The sequence below is a fragment of the Oceanidesulfovibrio marinus genome, from assembly GCF_013085545.1.
Taxonomy (GTDB): domain Bacteria; phylum Desulfobacterota; class Desulfovibrionia; order Desulfovibrionales; family Desulfovibrionaceae; genus Oceanidesulfovibrio; species Oceanidesulfovibrio marinus.
This window is the reverse complement of the sequence record NZ_CP039543.1, coordinates 3,777,163-3,794,650: the sequence shown is the minus strand read 5'-3', so window position 1 is coordinate 3,794,650 and position 17,488 is coordinate 3,777,163. Positions and strand designations below refer to the sequence as shown.

Sequence of the window (17,488 nt, the reverse complement as noted above, 5' to 3'; positions counted from 1 at the left end):
TCCGCCCCCTTAGCACGGCAGGTAGAGCACGGCGTGGATGGTCGCCGTCTCGCTGCCGCCCGAGCCCACGTAGTGGGGAACGATGGAGTTGTAGTAGATGGAGTCGCCCTCTTCGAGCAGGTAGCGGTCCTTGCCGTGGACAAAGAGCACTTTGCCCGAGAGCACGGCGATGAACTCCTCGCCCTCATGGGAGGACAGGGGCTCGGCGCCCTCGGCGTAGGGCTCGTCCATGGGGTTAATCTCGATGAAAAACGGCTCCATATGGCGGTCGGTCTTGGCCGCGCCCAGGGAGTGGAACACAAGCCCCTTGCCCTTGACGTTCCGTGTGGGGGATACGGTGGTGGTGTGGATGGAGGCCAGGTTCTGGCGCTCCGCCTTGCGGGTAATGCACAGGTCATGGCAGGCGTCGTCGTCCATGAATGTGCCGAGGCGTACGCCGAGCGCCCGTGCGACGCGGATCAACGGGCCCAGCGAAGGCGCGATGTTGTCCTCTTCAAGCGCGGCGATAAACAGCTCGTCGAGCTCCGCACGTTGCGCCAGCTCGGCGCGGCTCAGTTCTTGATTCTCGCGATACGTACGAATCCGCGTTCCCAGCTTTTCTGGATGCATTCGTTAGCCTCCCCTGGCTTGGAGCGTTTTTTCCCATCCCGGTTTACCAAGTATGGTTCGCCTGTAAACCGAGCAACCTCCGGTCGCATCTGCTACCCGAAATCCATACAATCCGCCACCCCTTTTCCTACCGCTGATATCGGGGAACTGCCGCGCGTCTTCGCTGTTGCAGCCGTCACTCTATGGTAATGAGTGTTTGACATGACATGTTTTTTCGACAACACGAAAGCGGATTGCACCCGCACAACCCCAGGCGCGATCCGGTACATCCAACAGCGCCCCCCAGGCGCGAACAGCCCAAAGGAGGAACCGTGCCCCCGGACAACCATACCAGGGAGATCGCCGCGCGATTGAAGGGTCTGCGCGACGCCCTCGACTTCACCATTGAGGATTTTGCTGCCCGCGCCCATGTGAGCGTGGATGAAGTGCGTTCTTACGAGGAAGGCGACACCGAGGTCCCGGTCAGCTACCTGTTCGAGGTGGCCAAGGCGTTCGACGTGGACCTGACAGCCCTGCTCACGGGCGACAATGCCCACCTGCGCGGCTACAGCCTGGTCCGCGCTGGCAAGGGCCTGTCCGTGGACCGCCGCAAGGCATACAAGTACAAGTCCCTTGCCTACCGCTTCTTCCGGCCCTCCATGGAGCCCTTCATCGTCACCGTGCCCTTTGCCGAAGATGCCGAGCTGTCATTCAACAGCCACCCCGGCGAGGAGTTCATCTACATGCTCGAAGGCCGGCTCGAAATCACCCTGGAGAACGATGTCCTGGTCATGGAACCGCACGACAGCCTGTACTTCTCCTCGAAGACGGCACACGCCCTGCGCGCCCTGGACGGGCAGGACGCCACCTTCCTCGACGTCATCATATAAAGGAGAGACCAGTGCTGCTCGATACCGTGCACCCCTCCGGCAAGCTCAAGCCGGGCTCCTACGAGGAGTTTCTCGAACAATTCTCCGTCACCGTCCCTGAGAACTTCAACTTCGCCTACGACTTTCTGGACGCCGAAGCCGCCCAGGACCCCACCCGGCCGGCCATGGTCCACGTGGATGACGCCGGCAACCGCCGCGACCTGGACCTCGCCTTCTTCAGCAACGAGTCCTCCCGCCTGGCCGAGGGCCTGGCCAAGCGTGGCATCGGCCCCGGCGACACCGTGTTGATCATGCTCTACCGCCGCGTGGAGTGGTGGATCACCGTGCTGGCCCTGCACAAGCTGGGCGCCGCGGCCATTCCCGGCCCCCATCTGCTCACGCCCAAGGACATCGAGTTCCGCGTGGAGTGCGCCAAGGCCAAGGCCATCATCTGCGAGGACGGTCTGGCGGCCAAGGCGGACGAGGCCCGGCCCAACAGCCCATCCCTCTCCCTACTGGTGAGCGTGGGCGAGGCCGAGCCCCCGGCGGGCTGGACCCGCTACGACGATGTCCGCGCCGACGGCACGGACGACTTCGTGTACACCCGGCCGGACGGCCGGCGGCCCGGCGGTTCCGACCTGCTCTACATCTTCTTCACCTCCGGCACCACGGGCATGCCCAAGATGGTGACCCACACGCACACCTATCCCCTGGGCCACCTCACCACCGGCATGTACTGGCACGATCTCAGGCCCGGCGACCTGCACCTGACCCTGTCCGACACGGGCTGGGGCAAGTCCGTGTGGGGCAAGTTCTACGGCCAGCTCCTGGCCGGCGCCTGCATCTTCACCTGGGACTTCCGCGGCAAGTTCACCCCGGACGCGCTGCTGGAGATCCTGGCTGCGCACAAGATCACCTCGTTCTGCGCGCCGCCCACGGTGTACCGCTTCCTCGTGCGCGAGGAGGTCACCAGCTACGACCTCTCGTCCCTGCGCCACTGCACCACGGCCGGCGAGCTGCTGAACTCCAGCGTGTTCGAGTCCTGGAAGCTGTCCACAGGCATGGACATCTACGAGGGCTACGGCCAGACCGAAACCTGTCTCCAGCTCGTGACTTTCCCCTTCATGGAGCCCAAGCCCGGCTCCATCGGCAAGCCGGCCCCGGGCTGGGATATCGTGCTGCTGGACGACAACTGCGACCCCTGCCCCCCCGGCGTGGAAGGCGAGATCTGCATCCGCCTGGGCGAGGGCAGAAACCTCGGCCTGTTCACCGGCTACCTGAACGAGCCGGAAAAGACCGCGACCGTGGTGCACGACGGCTTCTACCACACGGGCGACAAGGCCTGGGCCGACGAGGACGGCTACTACTGGTTCATGGGCCGCAACGACGACCTCATCAAAAGCTCGGGCTACCGCATCGGGCCGTTCGAGGTGGAGACGGCGCTGGTCTCCCACCCGGCCGTTGTTGAGGCTGCGGTGACAGGCGTGCCGGACCCGGTGCGCGGCCAGGCCGTGAAGGCCACACTGGTCCTCGCCCAGGGCTACGAGCCCTCGGAGGAGCTGACCAAGGACATCCAGGACCACGTAAAAAAGGTCACCGCGCCGTACAAGTACCCGCGCGTGGTGGACTACGTAGATGAGCTGCCCAAGACCATCAGCGGCAAGATCAAACGCGCCGAGATCCGCGAGCGGGACGAGCAGGCGGGCTGACGCCCGCCACACGCTGACCTGAAAACAAACCGGCCCGGATCGAAATGATTCGGGCCGGTTTTATGTTGAGCTGCAGATCTTTTCCCAGACCGCCGTGTGCACTATTCCTTCCAGGCATTCTTTGGCCGGGCCGTGACAGCGGGTTCCAAACCACGCATGATACACACCGCAAGGAGGACGCCATGCGCGCAATCATCACGCTGATTCTGGTTATCTGCCTCGCCGTTCCGGCCTGGGCTGGCGGCTTCACCCTGAAAAGCCCGGACATCAGCGAGGGCCAGCCCCTGCCCAACGCCCAGGTGCTCAACAACTTCGGCTGCACGGGCGAGAACATCTCCCCGGCGCTGGAGTGGTCCGACCCACCGGAAGGCGCCAAGAGCTTTGCCGTTACGGTGTTCGATCCGGACGCGCCCAGGGACGGCGGCTGGTGGCACTGGGTGGTGTTCAATATCCCGGCCACGGCGCGCTCTTTCCCGGCCGGCGCCGGCAGCGGCCAGGGATTGCCCAAAGGCGCGGTGCAGGCGCGCAACGACTACGGCAGCACCGGATACGGCGGGGCCTGCCCGCCACCCGGCCCGGCGCACCGCTACGTCTTCACGGTTCACGCCCTGGACATGGAAAAGCTCGACCTCGCGCCTGACAGCTCGGCAGCCATGGTGGGCTTCATGATGAAGGACCACACCCTGGCCAAGGCGAGCATCACGACGACGTACGGAAGATGACGGTATGACTGGAAAATTGAAGCGGCCCGGATCGAGATGATTCGGGCCGGTTGAACTGAGATGGATATAACCTGACACTGACCACCAAAAGGTTGTGGTCATGCCGTCCCTGGCTGGGTATCGATGGAGTTGCGAAGCTTCATCCAACCCGCAGCGAGGAGAACGCCATGACCACGAAACGCAAAGTAGCACGAAGGAAGATGAGTCTGCTAGAGCTGGCTACCGAGCTGGGAAACGTCAGCAAAGCCTGCAAAATCATGGGCTATTCCAGGCAGCAATTCTACGAAATCCGGCGCAATTACCAGACCTTCGGCGCTGAAGGCCTGCTGGATCGTCTGCCCGGGCCGCGAGGCCCGCATCCCAACCGCGTTGACGAGGCTGTCGAGCAGGCAATCCTCGACTACTGCTTGGCCCACCCCACGTACGGCCCGCTCCGCGTCGCCCAACAGCTTGTCCTGCAGGGCGTTCAGGTCAGCTCCGGCGGCGTCCGCGGCGTCTGGAGCCGGCACGGCTTGCTCACCCGACACGAGCGACTGCTACGGCTGGAGAAGAGCGTGCGGGCGCAGCGCCTCGAACTCTCGGACGAGCAGATTCGCGTTCTGGAGCGCTTCAGCCCCGAGTTCCGCGACCGACACATCGAGACGCGCCACACCGGCGACCTCGTGGCCGTGGACACCTTCTTCGTGGGCACGCTCAAAGGCGTTGGACGCGTGTATTTACAGTCTGTTATCGACTGCCACAGCCGCTACGCCTGGGGCCGACTCTACACCACCAAGCTGCCGGTCACCGCGGTTCACGTGCTGAATGAAGACGTGCTGCCGTTCTTCGAGGAGCACGCCGCGCGCATCTCCACGATTCTGTCGGACAATGGTCGCGAGTTTTGCGGTCGACCGGACAGGCATCCGTACGAATTGTTCCTGCAATTAGAAGGTATTGAACATCGCACGACACAGGTTCGGAGGCCGCAAAGCAACGGTTTCGTGGAGCGGCTGCATCGGACGCTGCTCGACGAACATTTCCGCATCAAGGGCCGCGAGAAGTGGTACGAATCGGTGGAGGAAATGCAAGAGGATTTGGATAGTTACCTGAACCACTATAACCGGGAACGCACCCATCAGGGCCGCGGCATGGACGGCCGAGTGCCCTACCAAGCGTTCCTGGACGGCATCGTAATCAACGAAGCAGAGGTAGAAAAAGAAGAAGCAGCGTAGCCATCACCCCGCCAGGGGCGGAGTGTCAGGTGAATACTATCTCTGTACACATAATCTTTATTACATCTACATCAATTTGAAATTTCAAATTAATTTTGAATTTCATATTCTTACCTCTTAATAATTTATTTGTTTTATACTTTATGGTATTATAATATATTACCATTGCAAGCGGCTACGAGTCACCTCCTTCATTTATACAATTATATTTTTAACGACTATATTGCATTCATGTTGATTTGTAAACAAACATCAGATTTTTTATTTTTTACTTGCGGTTCTTATTTTAAAAAGAATTTCAGCTTCACAGTATTGCATTATTCCTCACGGGCTCTCCCCTTGACACCACCCCCCTCCTGGGTGCACGACAACTCCACGTATTCTCAGGGCGGGGTGGAATTCCCCACCGGCGGTATCCCGAGTAATCGGGGAGCCCGCGAGCGCCTCCGTCATCGTGACGGAGGGTCAAGCAGATCTGGTGCGACGCCAGAGCCGACGGTTACAGTCCGGATGGAAGAGGATGACGCAGAGCTTGCCCGTGTGCGCTGTTCATGCGCCACGCGCAGCCCCGGACCGTGTGGCGATCGCCGCGCGCGTCTTGGGCCGTATCACCCTACGCCCTGATTCTGGTACATCAATCTTCGAAGGAGCGTACCCATGAATCAGTCGCTATTGGACCGTTTCGGCACCCCCCAGCAACGTATCGACAATGCCCTTGCCAACCTGGCGGCAGGCGGCGGCGTGCTCGTGGTGGACGACGAGAACCGCGAGAACGAGGGCGACCTCATCTTTCCGGCCGAAACACTCACCGAACCCCAAATGGCCATGCTCATCCGCGAGTGCAGCGGCATTGTCTGCCTCTGCCTGACGGACGAGAAGGTCCGGTCCCTGGGCCTGCCCATGATGGTCCTGGACAACCAGAGCCCCTACCAGACCGCCTTCACCATAAGCATCGAGGCATCCAAGGGCGTAACTACCGGCGTCTCCGCCGCGGACCGGGTTTGCACCATCCACGCGGCCGCAGCAGACGGCGCCCTGCCGGAGGACATCCGCAGCCCGGGCCACGTCTTTCCTCTGCGCGCCAAGCCCGGCGGCGTGCTGGAACGGGCCGGCCATACCGAGGCCACCGTGGACCTGATGCGCCTGGCCGGCTACTCCCCCTGCGGCGTGCTCTGCGAGCTGACCAACCCGGACGGCACTATGGCGCGGCTGCCTGAGATCATGAAGTTCGGCGAGAAGCACGGCCTGCCGGTGCTCACCGTACAGGACATCATTGCCCACAGACTGGCACGCGGTGGCGAGGCGACGAACGCCCTCCTCAAGATGCACACCGCTGCGGCGTAATCATTTCTGAGACTTACACGACCAGGGCCGGGCGTATCGTCCGGCCCTTTTCTTTTTGATCCCGTCCCTGCTGGCTTTCACGCCTTCCTGCCGGACCGATCGGCGGTTTCTCCGATCCTAGCGCGAAACACCGGCCGCGCGCGAAAGAGGCGTAGCGCCGGACAACGCTTTCTGTCCGCACATGTTTTCCACAATTTTTGTCAGGCACAGGGATTGAATGCCACTAATTTATATTCTCGTAGCAAATTTTACATACTGGAAGCCTGGTTAATAACACGCACTGCACATCACCAAATCATCAAATTTCAGTATTGTACAACAGCAATGAGAGTGCTACAGGCAGGGTTCGGGAAACTAGAGTCCCCCCTCTAACGTTGCGAGATACTGATGAAAACGAAACTTTTACTCACCGGCGCCGCAATCATTGTCCTTCTGGGAATCCTGGCCTGGCACCTCCACAATACGCCATACTTGCTCGCCTTTTGCGGCCTGACCATCGCCCTTGTCATCGTCTTGCTCTTCTTCTCCATCCTCCATCTCATCTCACCGCTGGAAACCATATCCAGAAGCCTGAAGACGGCAGCCGAAGGCGACCTCACCGTGGATATCAAAGTGGCTGGCCCCCCGGAAATCCGGAATCTCCAGCAATCCATGCGCTCTCTTCTGAATCTTCTCAGGGACAAAATCACCCTGAACGAATCGCTTCTGAAAAATATCATTACGCCTATGGCGCTCATCAATACGGACGGAACGATTCAATGGATGAACGAATCCATGGTCAAGCTGACCGAACAATCCGCCGATCCATCAGAATTCTACGGCAAGCCATTTTCCGAATTTTTCTATGGAGACGTCCGCGAAACCGTCTCCGACAAGGCGCTTCACGAAAAGTCCAAGCAGTTTGTGAAGTCGCAGTTCGACTCCAGAAAGGGGAACACCAAATACGTTTCCATCGCCGCTTCTCCTATATGGAACTCTGCAGGTGAGATTATGGCGTGCTTCACAACGGTTATGGACTTCACCAACATCAAGCTGAAGGAAGACCACATTACGGCGCAGAACAAGGCAATTGCGCGCGGTGTTTCGGAAGCGACGAATGTGTCCGAGGATGTCTCGGCTTCGGCGCAGCAGCTGACCGAGCAGATACTCCGGGCGAACCAGGGCGCGGACGAGCAGCGGTCCCGCACCACCGAGGTGGCCACGGCCGTGGAGGAAATGAACGCAACCATCCTGGAGGTGGCGCGCAATGCCGGCGCTGCTTCGGAGACGGCCCACTCGGCCCAGGAGACAGCCAAGGTCGGCGCCGACCAGGTGCACGACGTCATCGCCGTGATGGACACGGTAAGCGCCAAGGCCGGCGACCTCAAAAACGAGATGAACGGCCTGGGCACACAGGCCGAGGGCATCGGCCGCATCATGGTGGTCATCAACGACATCGCCGACCAGACCAACCTGCTGGCGCTGAACGCGGCCATCGAGGCGGCGCGCGCAGGCGAGGCCGGCCGCGGCTTCGCCGTGGTGGCGGACGAGGTTCGCAAACTGGCCGAAAAGACCATGCAGGCCACCAACGAGGTGAACTCCTACATTGGAGCCATTCAGGACAGCGCCCGCAGGAACATGACCGCCACCGAGGAGACGACCTCCGTCATCTCCAAGGCCGCCACCATGTCCCACGAGGCCGGCGAGTCCCTGGAAAAGATTCTGCGCCTTGTGGAGAGCACGGATGACCAGATCCGCTCCATCGCCTCGGCCTCGGAGCAGCAATCCGCGGCCAGCGAGGAGATCAACCTCTCCACCGGAGAGATCAACCGCATCGCCGTCGAGACCGTGGAGGCCATGGCCATGGCCTCGGGAGGCATCGACAAGATTGCCCAGATGGCGGCAGATCTGCGCGAGTTCATGCGCACGATGCAGGAAGAGGCCTCGTAGACAGCTCGGCCTGAAATCCGATCCAACGCAAGGCCCGGACCGGCGCGGAACCTTTTCTGCATCGGCCGGGCCTTTTTCATGGCGTGTTCCCTGCCGCAACGTGAAAGGCGGCCGCCGCGTGCTCTGCCGGCCCGAACATGGTATGGTGCGGTTTGAGCCGGGCCCCGCTTGTATCCGGGCCGCGGGAGTCTCGCCATGGAACAGGAAATAACCGCGCTGCTCACAGGCCACACCCAGCTCGGGTACCTCGTGCTCTTCCTCGGCGCGTTTCTGGAGACCTCCGCCTTCGTGGGTCTGCTGGTGCCGGGCGAAACGCTCATCGTCGTGGCCGGGCTCCTGGCCTCGCAAGGCATTCTCCGCATCGAGTACGTGCTGCTCTGCGCGGCAATCGGCGCCGTCTGTGGCGACTCGGTGAGCTACGTCATCGGCGCGGTGTACGGCGAGCGGCTCCTGACCAAGGCGTCGGGCCGCTTTTTCATCAAGAAATCGTACCTGAGCGAGGCCAAATCATTCTACACGCGGCACGGCGGCAAGGCCGTGTTCTTTGGCCGTTTCGTGGGCTGGCTGCGCGCCGTGGTGCCGCTGCTGGCCGGCATCTCGCACATGCGCTACCCGCGCTTCCTGTTCTTCGATGTCTACGGCTGCGCGCTGTGGGCGCTGCTCTTCTCCATGCTCGGCTTCGTGCTGGGCAGCGGCTGGCGCACCATCCTCGCGGCCATGCACCGCCTGGGCCTTGAAGGGGCCATCGTCATTGGCCTGCTGGTCCTGGCTTGGTACCTGCTCCACAAGCGCCGCCTGGGCCGCCACGCCGTCAGCCGGTTCGACGCCGCGCTTTCAGCGCAGTTCCCCAGCTCCTGGCGGTTCCTCAAGGCGCGGTTCGAGGCCGGCTCGGCCTACGGCCTCAGCCTGACCTTCTCACTCATCGTGCTGGCCCTGGCCATTGCCGGCTTCGGCCAGATCGCCGACCAGTGGCGGGAGCACGAGTACCTCTACCACCTGGACCACACGGTCCATGCGTACATGGCCGCGCATGCCGCGGCCGGCGCAACCAGCCTGGCTGCGTGGGTTTCCAGGCTCGGCTCCGCCTACGTGCTGCTGGCCATGGCCGTGGGCCTGGCCGTGTACCTGGTGCGCAAGCAAGAGCTGTGGATGGCCTTCAAGCTCTCCCACGCCTTCCTGTTCGGCGAGGCGTTCCTCTATCTGGCCAAGTTTTTTTTCGAGCGCGGCCGGCCCGCCGGTGCGCTCATCGAGGCGTCGGCCATGAGCTTTCCCAGCGGCCACGCCTTCAACGCCATGCTCGCCTTCGGCTTTCTCACCTATGTGGTCATCACTCTGGCTAAAGGGGAAATCGCGCGCTTCTTCGTGCCGTCCGTCTCAGTCCTCGTCATCCTGGGCGTGGGGCTGAGCCGGCTCTACCTGGGCACCCACTGGTTCACGGACGTCATCGGCGGCTATGCCGCGGCCCTGGCCTGGCTGACGCTGAGCATCGTGGTGGGGAGCCTGCTGCAGAACGTACTGGCCCGATCGCCGTAGGAAAAGGGAGAAGGAATACACCTCTGGCGGCCAGGGGAACAGGTTGCCGAGGGGCGGCGCCCCTCGGGCACCCCGCCAGGGAGCTTAGCTCCCTGGACCCAAATATTGGGTACACAGCGTCCCCCGCGTTTTCTCAGGAAGCGGCGTCGAACAGGACCATGTAGTTGAAGCCCAGGTCCAGCTCATCCCGCGGAGTGAAGCCGAGAGGCGTAAAGATATCCCGCACTGCATCGGGGCCCAGACGCATGTGCGCCGGCGGTCCGAAGCTGAGATCGTGCTTGGGGCATTCGATGACCGCCAGCCGGCCGCCCGGCCGCAGCACCCGTTTGATCTCGGCTGCCAGCTCGGCCGCGCGCGCCGTGACGGGCGGGATGTGCAGCACCGTGGAGAGCAGGCAGACGTCGAAGCCATCCGTGTCCGCCGGCAGCGGCTGCGTGGCGTCCGCGGCCAGCGCCGAGAGGTTGTGCAGCCCCTGCGACGCCGCCGTGCCGATCAGCGCGTCTATGAGCGTCTCGTTGCGATCCAGAGCCAGCACGCTGCCGGTCTCTCCCACGATGCCCGCGGCGTGGAGCGAGTACTCGCCGGGGCCGCAGCCGATATCCAGAAAGCGCTGGCCCGGCTCCAGGCCGATGGCTGCAAACAGCTCGTCCGGGTCGTGCATCCAGAAGCTGGTGCCCCGCCGCGGCGTCTTGTCGGCGAACTTCGGGTGGTGCCGTTTGCCGCCGCCCTCGTGTGCGTCATGCATTGGTGTTGTTCCTTGTAAGCTGCGACTCCGGCGGCCAGGGGAACGATGTTCCCCTGGACCCCAGAACTGGTTGTCAGGGGCGCCTTGGTTCGAACCGTCATCACCAGTGAACCACATCTGCATAGTTTTGGGAAACGCTGCCCGCATCGCTGAGCGACCGCCAACATACACAAAACAAAAAACCCCCGGAGGCTTTCGCCGCCGGGGGATTGCTTGCTGGCTCCTCGGGGGTGACTCGAACACCCAACCTAGTGGTTAACAGCCACCCGCTCTGCCGATTGAGCTACCGAGGAACGCGCTTGAGGAGTGGCTATATACAAACGTGGGCCGGGGTCGTCAAGAGTATCGGCGAAAAAATTTTTTCAGACCCCAGCTTCTCACCTTTCCCGCACGTTTCTTGACGCTTTCACACCTTTGCCGTAGTTCTCTGCGTTTACATTACGACGCGAACATTTCCGCGCCCCACGTATATTCTCGCAACACGGAGTCCCTGCTTTGAGCCAGAAAAAGGCCAAGGCCGCCAAAGAAATCAAGCTCGCGGTCAAGTCACCTCATGTCGCGATGTTCCAGCCCATGCTCCAGAGCCTGGCTGCGCGCGACGAACTCAACCAGGTTATCAAGAACCGGGTGGAAAAGGCGTGCACGTTGCTCGACAACGGCGTACCGCTGTTTCCCAATACATTTCGCAAGAACGCCGAAGTCAAAGACATCCTGGCCGCCTATGCGGAAGCCCCGGATGAAAAACTCGAGGAAGCAGGCGAGGAGATCACCCTTGCCGGGCGCATCGTCTCCCTGCGCTCCTTCGGCAAGCTCGCGTTCTTCCATATCCAGGACGATACCGGACGCATGCAGGTTTCGGCACAACGCGACGTGCTGGGCACGGAAGCCTACCAGACGTTCAAGAAGCTCGACATCGGCGACATCGTCGGCGTGGTCGGCTCCCTGTTCCGCACCAAAACGGGCGAGCTCACCGTCAACGCGACCAGCGTGGCCCTGATCACCAAGTGCATGCGGCCCCTGCCCGAAAAATACCACGGTCTCAAGGATGTGGAGCTGCGCTACCGCCAGCGCTACGTGGACCTCATCGTCAACCCGAGGGCCAAAGAGATCTTCAAGGCGCGCCGCACCATCGTGCGCGAGATACGCAACTTCCTGGACGAGCGCGGCTTCATGGAGGTGGAGACCCCCATGATGCAGCCCATTCCCGGAGGCGCAACAGCGCGGCCGTTCATCACCCACCACAACGCCCTGGATATGCAGCTCTACATGCGCATCGCGCCGGAGCTCTACCTCAAGCGGCTGCTGGTGGGCGGGTTCGAGAAGGTCTACGAGATCAACCGCAACTTCCGCAACGAAGGCATCTCGGTCCGCCACAATCCCGAGTTCACCATGCTCGAGTTCTACTGGGCTTACGCGGACTACCACAACCTCATGGACCTCACCGAGGAGATGTTCGCGCGCGTGGCCAAGGCCGTGACCGGCGACACCAAGGTGACCTACCAGGGCGAGGTCATCGACCTCTCCCCCGGCGCCTGGACCCGGCTGACCTTCCACGACTCGCTGGAGCAGGTCGGCGGGATCGAACCCGAGCTCTACAACAACTACGAAAAGCTGGCGGCCTTCATCCGCGAAAACGGCGAGAAGGTCATCGAGGGCGAGAAGCTGGCCAAGCTTCAGGCCAAGGCCTTCGACCTCGTGGTGGAGCCCAAGCTCATCCAGCCGCATTTCATCCACGGCTACCCCACGGACATCTCTCCCCTGTCGCGCCGCAACGAACAGAACCCCGAGATCACGGACCGCTTCGAGCTCTTCATCACCGGCCGGGAGATTGCCAACGCCTTCTCCGAGCTCAACGACCCCGTGGACCAGCGCATGCGCTTCGAAGACCAGGTCCGCGAAAAGGAAGCCGGCGACGACGAAGCCCACGGCATGGACGAGGATTATCTGCGTGCGCTGGAGTACGGCATGCCCCCGGCCGCCGGCCAGGGCGTGGGCATCGACCGCCTGGTCATGCTCATGACCGACTCCGCTTCCATCCGCGAGGTCATCCTCTTCCCGCTCCTGCGGCCGGAGTCCGAGTCGTAGACGGAACCCGATGCGCTTTCCGCTCTTCATCGCCCTGCGCTACCTGACCACCTGGAGAGGACGCTCCTTCCTCTCGATCATTTCTTTTGTCTCCGTGGCCGGCGTAGCGCTGGGCGTGGCCGCGCTCATCGTGGTCACCGGGGTGATGAACGGCTTCTCCTCCGAGCTGCGCGACAAGATGCTCGGCATCACCGCGCACATCATCGTCACGCACAAGAACGGCGGGTTCGACGACTACGCCCCGGCACTGGACACAATCCGCCAGACGCCAGGCGTGGAAGCGGCCACACCGTTCATCAAGGCCGAGGTCATGCTTTCCAGCGGCCGCGGGGTGAAGGGCGTGGGCCTGCGCGGCGTGGACCCCGCCTCCGCCGCCGGCGTGCTCTCCGTGGACAACAACATCGTTGCCGGCAAGGGATTGTCCTCGCTCTCGCACGACGAGTTCGGCGAGCCGCCCCTGATCATGGGCCGGGAGCTGGCCCAGCGATTGCGCATCGGCCTGGGCAGCACGCTCACGCTGCTCTCGCCGTCGGGCCGCCTCTCCTCGGCCGGGTTCGCGCCCAAGGAGGAGCAGTTCGCGCTGGCCGGGGCGTTCAAGACCGGCATGTACGAGTACGACTCAGCCCTGGTCTACGTGTCGCTGGATGCGGCGCGCCAGCTGCTGGGCTTCCAGAAGTTCGCCGCCACGGGCATCGAGGCGCGCTGCACGGACGTCTTTGCCGCGGACGCGGTGGCCGCGAACATCGCCAGCAAGCTGGGCCCGGACTTCGAGGTGCGCAACTGGAAGGAGATGAACGCGAACCTCTTTGCCGCGCTGGAGCTGGAGAAGACCGGCCTGTCCATCATCCTGGCCATGATCGTCATCGTGGGCTCTTTCTCCATTGTGGCTACGCTGGTAATGCTGGTGATGGAGAAAACGCGCGACATCGCCATCCTGGTGGCCATGGGTGCGCGGCGCAGCCAGATTAAACAGATTTTCATGCTGCTGGGCATGCTGGTGGGCGGCGCCGGAGCCTCGGTGGGGCTGGGCCTGGGCCTGGCTGCAAGCTGGGTGGTGAAGCGCTACAAGATCATCAAGCTGCCGGAGGACGTCTACCCCTTGTCGCACCTGCCCATCCGGATCGAAGGGTGGGACCTGGTCGTGATTATGGCGGCCGCCTTCGCCTTGTGTTATCTGGCCACAGTGTACCCGTCGCGGCATGCCGCCCGTCTGGATCCGGCCGAGGCACTTCGTTTTGAATGACGCTGGTCTAAAATTTCTTTAGACAAAAAAGGGTTTTCAACGACCATAAATCGAGATATCTGTGGCCGAGTCTCAACTCTATGAACTGCGTGGTGTGGGCAAGTCCTTCCGGGGGCCCCGGGAGGAGCTAACCATATTGGACGGCATCAACCTTTGTGTGGACGCCGGAGAGTCGGTGGCCATACTCGGCTCGTCCGGTTCGGGAAAGACGACGCTTCTGCATCTCATGGGCGGACTCGATGTGGCGTCTCGGGGCGAGATCAAATTCCGCGGGCGCGACATCGGCGCCATGGATGATTCGGCCAAAGCCTCCATGCGCAACCGAGACCTTGGTTTCGTTTTTCAATTTCATCACCTGCTTCCCGAGTTCACGACACTGGAAAACGTTGCAATGCAGGGACTCATAGCCGGCATGAACAAGGGCGAGGCGTACGACCGCGCCGCCGCGAATCTGCGCCGGATGGGTCTTGGCGATCGCCTGGACCACCGCGTGACCACTCTTTCCGGCGGTGAGCAGCAACGCGCCGCCATCGCCCGCGCCATGCTTCTGCAACCCAAAGCCCTGCTTGCCGACGAGCCCACCGGCAACCTCGACGAACGCACCGGCGAGCTCGTCACCGATCTGCTCGTCAGCCTGAACGAGGAAACCGGCGCCACCCTCGTGGTGGTGACCCACAACCGTGATCTTGCAAACCGCATGCACCGGCGGTTGGAACTCTACTCTGGAGTGCTCCATGAAGTGTAGATTGTTGCGCACTGCCCTGCTCACCGTGGCTGCGTTCACCTTCGTCCTGCTCCACGGCCTGCCCGTGTGGGCGCAAAGCGACGTTTCCGTCATCGTTCTTCCGTTCCAAATCAATGCGGAGCCCAAGTACGACTACCTGAACGCCTCGCTGCCGGAACTGCTGACCCAGAGCCTGGGCGAGCAAGGGTTCAAAACCGTGTCGCAGGATCGTGTCCGCCAGCTCATCAAGGAGCAGAGCGTCACCTTCCTCGATCTCTCCACGGCGCGCAGCCTGGCCACGGCGGCCAACGCCAATTACGCCGTCTACGGCAGCTTCAGCCAAATCGGCGAGTCCATCAGCCTGGACGTACGGCTGGTGAGCGTGGAGGGCGACAAGCCGGCCACGCCGCTGTATGTGAGCCAGACCGGCATGGGCAACCTGGGCATGGCCGTGGGAGAGCTCACCAACAAGCTCTCCGACGAGCTCTATGCCGAGGACACCATCGCCGAGATCGACGTCCGCGGTCTGAAGTTCCTGGATGACGACGTGGTTCGCTCCCGCCTGTCCATCCGCGAAGGCGACCCCTTCAACCCCAAGGCCATGAACGACGAGATCAAGCGCATCTTCGACCTCGGTTACTTCGAGGATGTGCGCGTCAGCGTGGAGGACATTCCCAAGGGCAAGAAGGTCATCTTCGACCTGGTGGAGAAACCTCGCATCCTCGCCATCGGCGTGCTTGGCAACGACGCCATCGACGAGGACGAGATCATCGAGGCCATGAACACCAAGACCAACTCGGTGCTCAACCCGAAAATCCTGGCCGACGACCTCGAAAAGATCCGCGGCCTTTATCGCGACAAGGGCTACTACCTTGCCGAGATCTCCTACGAGCTGGAGGACAACAAGGACGGCTCCGCCCGGCTCAACATCGTGGTCAAGGAGACCAAGCGCCTCTACGTGACCGAGATCACTCTCAACGGCGTCGAGTCGCTGAGCGAGTCCGACGTGCGCGGCGAGATGGAGCTCTCCACGCGCAACATCATCTCCTGGATCACCGGCTCCGGCGTTCTCAAGGAAGAGCTCCTCGAACATGACGCCGCGGCCATTGAGCAGTACTACGCCAACCACGGCTTCGTGGACGTGAAGGTCTCTCCGGCCAAGGTGGACTACACCGAGGACGGCATCCACGTGAGCTACGATATCGTGGAAGGCCCGCGCTACCGGGTCGGCTCGGTGACCTTTGCCGGCGACCTGCTGGTGCCCAACAGCGATCTGCGCCAGATCACCAAGATCGACGACCTGGCCGAGGATCACGCATGGTTCGACCGCTCGGTGCTGCGTGATGACTCCGAGAGCCTCACCATCCTCTACAACGACCTCGGCTACGCCTATGCGGAGACCAACGTCCGCTTCGACGAAGCCCCGGACACCGAGGAGAAGGCTCTGGACGTGACCTTCTCGATGACCAAGAACCAGAAGGTCTACATCCGCCGCGTGACCATCGAGGGCAACACCAAGACCCGCGACAACGTCATCCGCCGCGAGCTTGAGCTTACCGACGGCAACCTCTTCAGCGGCACGCTACTCAAGCGCTCCAATGCGCGGCTCGAAAACCTCGACCTGTTCGAGAGCTTCGACATCGAAACCGTGCCCACGGACGATCCCAAGGAGCTGGACCTCAAGGTCTCCGTCAAGGAGAAGTCCACGGGCATGATCTCCGGCGGCCTGGGCTACGGCAGTTATGACGGCGTCTTCATCACCGCCAAGATCAACGAGCGCAACCTCTTTGGCCGCGGCTACTTCATCGGCCTCACCGGCTCCTTCAGCGGCAAGAAGACGCGCTTCGACTTCAGCTTCACCAACCCCCGCGTCTACGACACCTACCTCGGGTTTGGCCTCAACGCGTTCTACAACGAAGAGGAGTACCCGGACTTCGACAGGGAGTCCGTCGGCGGGTCCCTCAACTTCTCGCATCCCGTGGGCCACTACTCGACGCTGTCCTGGGGCTACACCCTGGAGCGGTACAAGATCACCGACCAGGAGTACTACTACGCCTACAGCGACGGCGGCCCGTTCTGGTCGAGCATAGTCAACGTGGGCCTTACTCGCTCCACCCTGAACTCGGGCATCAACCCCACCGCCGGCTGGAAGAACGCCGTCAACGTGTCCGCTGCCGGTGGCATCTTCGGCGGCGACGACGAGTTCATCAAGCTCATCACCGACCACAACTACTACTACCTGCTGCCCTGGGGTAACGAGCACATCTTCCACTGGCACGCCCAGGCCGGAGCCCTGCTCGAAACGCCTGGCGGCGACGATGTGCCTTCCTACCAGCGCTTCTACCTGGGTGGCATGAACTCCATCCGCGGCTACGAAGGCATGGCCATCGCACCGCGCGACCCCTTTGGCCAGATCCGCGGCGGTACCTACGAGTTCTTCACGAACTTCGAGTACCTCTTCCGCCTGTCCGAGGAGTTCGGTCTGCAGGGCGTTGCCTTCTTCGACGCCGGCGACAGCTGGGGCGGCTTCGGCTACGACAGCATCGACCTCAAGTCGAGCATCGGCGCCGGCATCCGCTGGGCTTCCCCCTTCGGCCTGCTGCGCATCGAGTACGGCTACGCGCTCCAGGATATCCCCGACCAGGGCAGCCACGGCCGCCTGGAGTTCTCCATGGGGCAGTCTTTCTAAACCGACCAACCCTAAATATTTGTTAGGATATCATCCGGGCGGGCCTTCTATGCTTGAAGTGCCCGCCCGTTTTTACTACAGAAAGAAATTCGGTCAT

At 62.1% G+C, this 17,488-nt stretch carries 13 protein-coding genes, 1 tRNA gene, 1 pseudogene and 1 riboswitch; of the genes and pseudogenes, 12 read left to right on the top strand and 3 right to left on the bottom strand.

Annotation, left to right across the window (positions count from 1 at the left end; all coding sequences use genetic code 11):
* Window positions 1-9 precede the first annotated feature (9 nt).
* Complete coding sequence (locus tag E8L03_RS16735; RefSeq protein ID WP_144307431.1) at window positions 10-609, bottom strand: XRE family transcriptional regulator; 600 nt, start codon at window positions 607-609, stop codon at window positions 10-12.
* Window positions 610-920: 311 nt separating this feature from the next.
* On the opposite strand from E8L03_RS16735, the gene E8L03_RS16730 reads away from it, so the two are divergent.
* The 8 genes and pseudogenes from E8L03_RS16730 to E8L03_RS16700 all read left to right on the top strand — a co-directional run bounded on the left by E8L03_RS16730 (window position 921) and on the right by E8L03_RS16700 (window position 9,905).
* A complete protein-coding gene (locus E8L03_RS16730) occupies window positions 921-1,478 on the top strand; it encodes a helix-turn-helix domain-containing protein (RefSeq protein ID WP_235896756.1) in 558 nt (185 codons plus the stop codon).
* Window positions 1,479-1,489: 11 nt separating this feature from the next.
* Window positions 1,490-3,166, top strand: coding sequence for an AMP-binding protein (locus tag E8L03_RS16725; RefSeq protein ID WP_244963553.1), 1,677 nt, complete (start codon window positions 1,490-1,492; stop codon window positions 3,164-3,166).
* Window positions 3,167-3,348: 182 nt separating this feature from the next.
* Complete coding sequence (locus E8L03_RS16720; RefSeq protein ID WP_144307433.1) at window positions 3,349-3,888, top strand: YbhB/YbcL family Raf kinase inhibitor-like protein; 540 nt, start codon at window positions 3,349-3,351, stop codon at window positions 3,886-3,888.
* 167 nt (window positions 3,889-4,055) lie between these two features.
* Window positions 4,056-5,099, top strand: coding sequence for an IS481 family transposase (locus tag E8L03_RS16715; RefSeq protein ID WP_171267976.1), 1,044 nt, complete (start codon window positions 4,056-4,058; stop codon window positions 5,097-5,099).
* Window positions 5,100-5,474: 375 nt separating this feature from the next.
* Window positions 5,475-5,625: riboswitch (FMN riboswitch) on the top strand.
* Between the two features lie 131 nt (window positions 5,626-5,756).
* Window positions 5,757-6,443 carry a 3,4-dihydroxy-2-butanone-4-phosphate synthase gene (gene ribB / locus E8L03_RS16710; protein ID WP_144307238.1) on the top strand — a complete coding sequence of 229 codons (687 nt, stop codon included), beginning with the start codon at window positions 5,757-5,759 and terminating at the stop codon, window positions 6,441-6,443.
* Between the two features lie 387 nt (window positions 6,444-6,830).
* Window positions 6,831-7,409 (top strand): annotated as a pseudogene (locus E8L03_RS21215) (PAS domain-containing protein); the annotation flags it as partial.
* Between the two features lie 24 nt (window positions 7,410-7,433).
* Entirely contained in the window at window positions 7,434-8,372 is a 939-nt protein-coding gene (locus E8L03_RS21210; protein ID WP_412973815.1) for a methyl-accepting chemotaxis protein, read from the top strand.
* Window positions 8,373-8,567: 195 nt separating this feature from the next.
* Window positions 8,568-9,905 (top strand): bifunctional DedA family/phosphatase PAP2 family protein, encoded by a 1,338-nt coding sequence (locus tag E8L03_RS16700; RefSeq protein ID WP_171267975.1) that lies wholly within the window; start codon window positions 8,568-8,570, stop codon window positions 9,903-9,905.
* Between the two features lie 133 nt (window positions 9,906-10,038).
* On the opposite strand, the gene E8L03_RS16695 is transcribed toward E8L03_RS16700, so the two are convergent.
* The gene (locus E8L03_RS16695) at window positions 10,039-10,650 is read right to left on the bottom strand and encodes a methyltransferase domain-containing protein (protein WP_171267974.1); all 612 of its coding nucleotides are present in this window, start codon (window positions 10,648-10,650) and stop codon (window positions 10,039-10,041) included.
* Between the two features lie 217 nt (window positions 10,651-10,867).
* Window positions 10,868-10,943 (bottom strand) — tRNA-Asn (locus E8L03_RS16690).
* Window positions 10,944-11,223: 280 nt separating this feature from the next.
* Between E8L03_RS16690 and lysS the strand changes: the two genes are divergently transcribed.
* The 4 genes from lysS to bamA are packed head-to-tail and all read left to right on the top strand — an operon-like array spanning window position 11,224 to window position 17,391.
* On the top strand, window positions 11,224-12,735 hold the full coding sequence (gene lysS, locus E8L03_RS16685) for a lysine--tRNA ligase (protein WP_171268517.1): 1,512 nt from the start codon (window positions 11,224-11,226) through the stop codon (window positions 12,733-12,735).
* A gap of 10 nt (window positions 12,736-12,745) precedes the next feature.
* On the top strand, window positions 12,746-13,978 hold the full coding sequence (locus E8L03_RS16680; RefSeq protein ID WP_171267973.1) for an ABC transporter permease: 1,233 nt from the start codon (window positions 12,746-12,748) through the stop codon (window positions 13,976-13,978).
* Between the two features lie 55 nt (window positions 13,979-14,033).
* Window positions 14,034-14,723: an ABC transporter ATP-binding protein gene (locus E8L03_RS16675; protein ID WP_412973814.1), complete on the top strand. Its 690-nt coding sequence runs from the start codon at window positions 14,034-14,036 to the stop codon at window positions 14,721-14,723.
* Window positions 14,713-17,391, top strand: a complete 2,679-nt coding sequence (gene bamA / locus E8L03_RS16670; RefSeq protein WP_144307232.1) for an outer membrane protein assembly factor BamA — start codon at window positions 14,713-14,715, stop codon at window positions 17,389-17,391. Before E8L03_RS16675 ends, bamA begins: the two co-directional genes overlap by 11 nt.
* Window positions 17,392-17,488 lie beyond the last annotated feature (97 nt).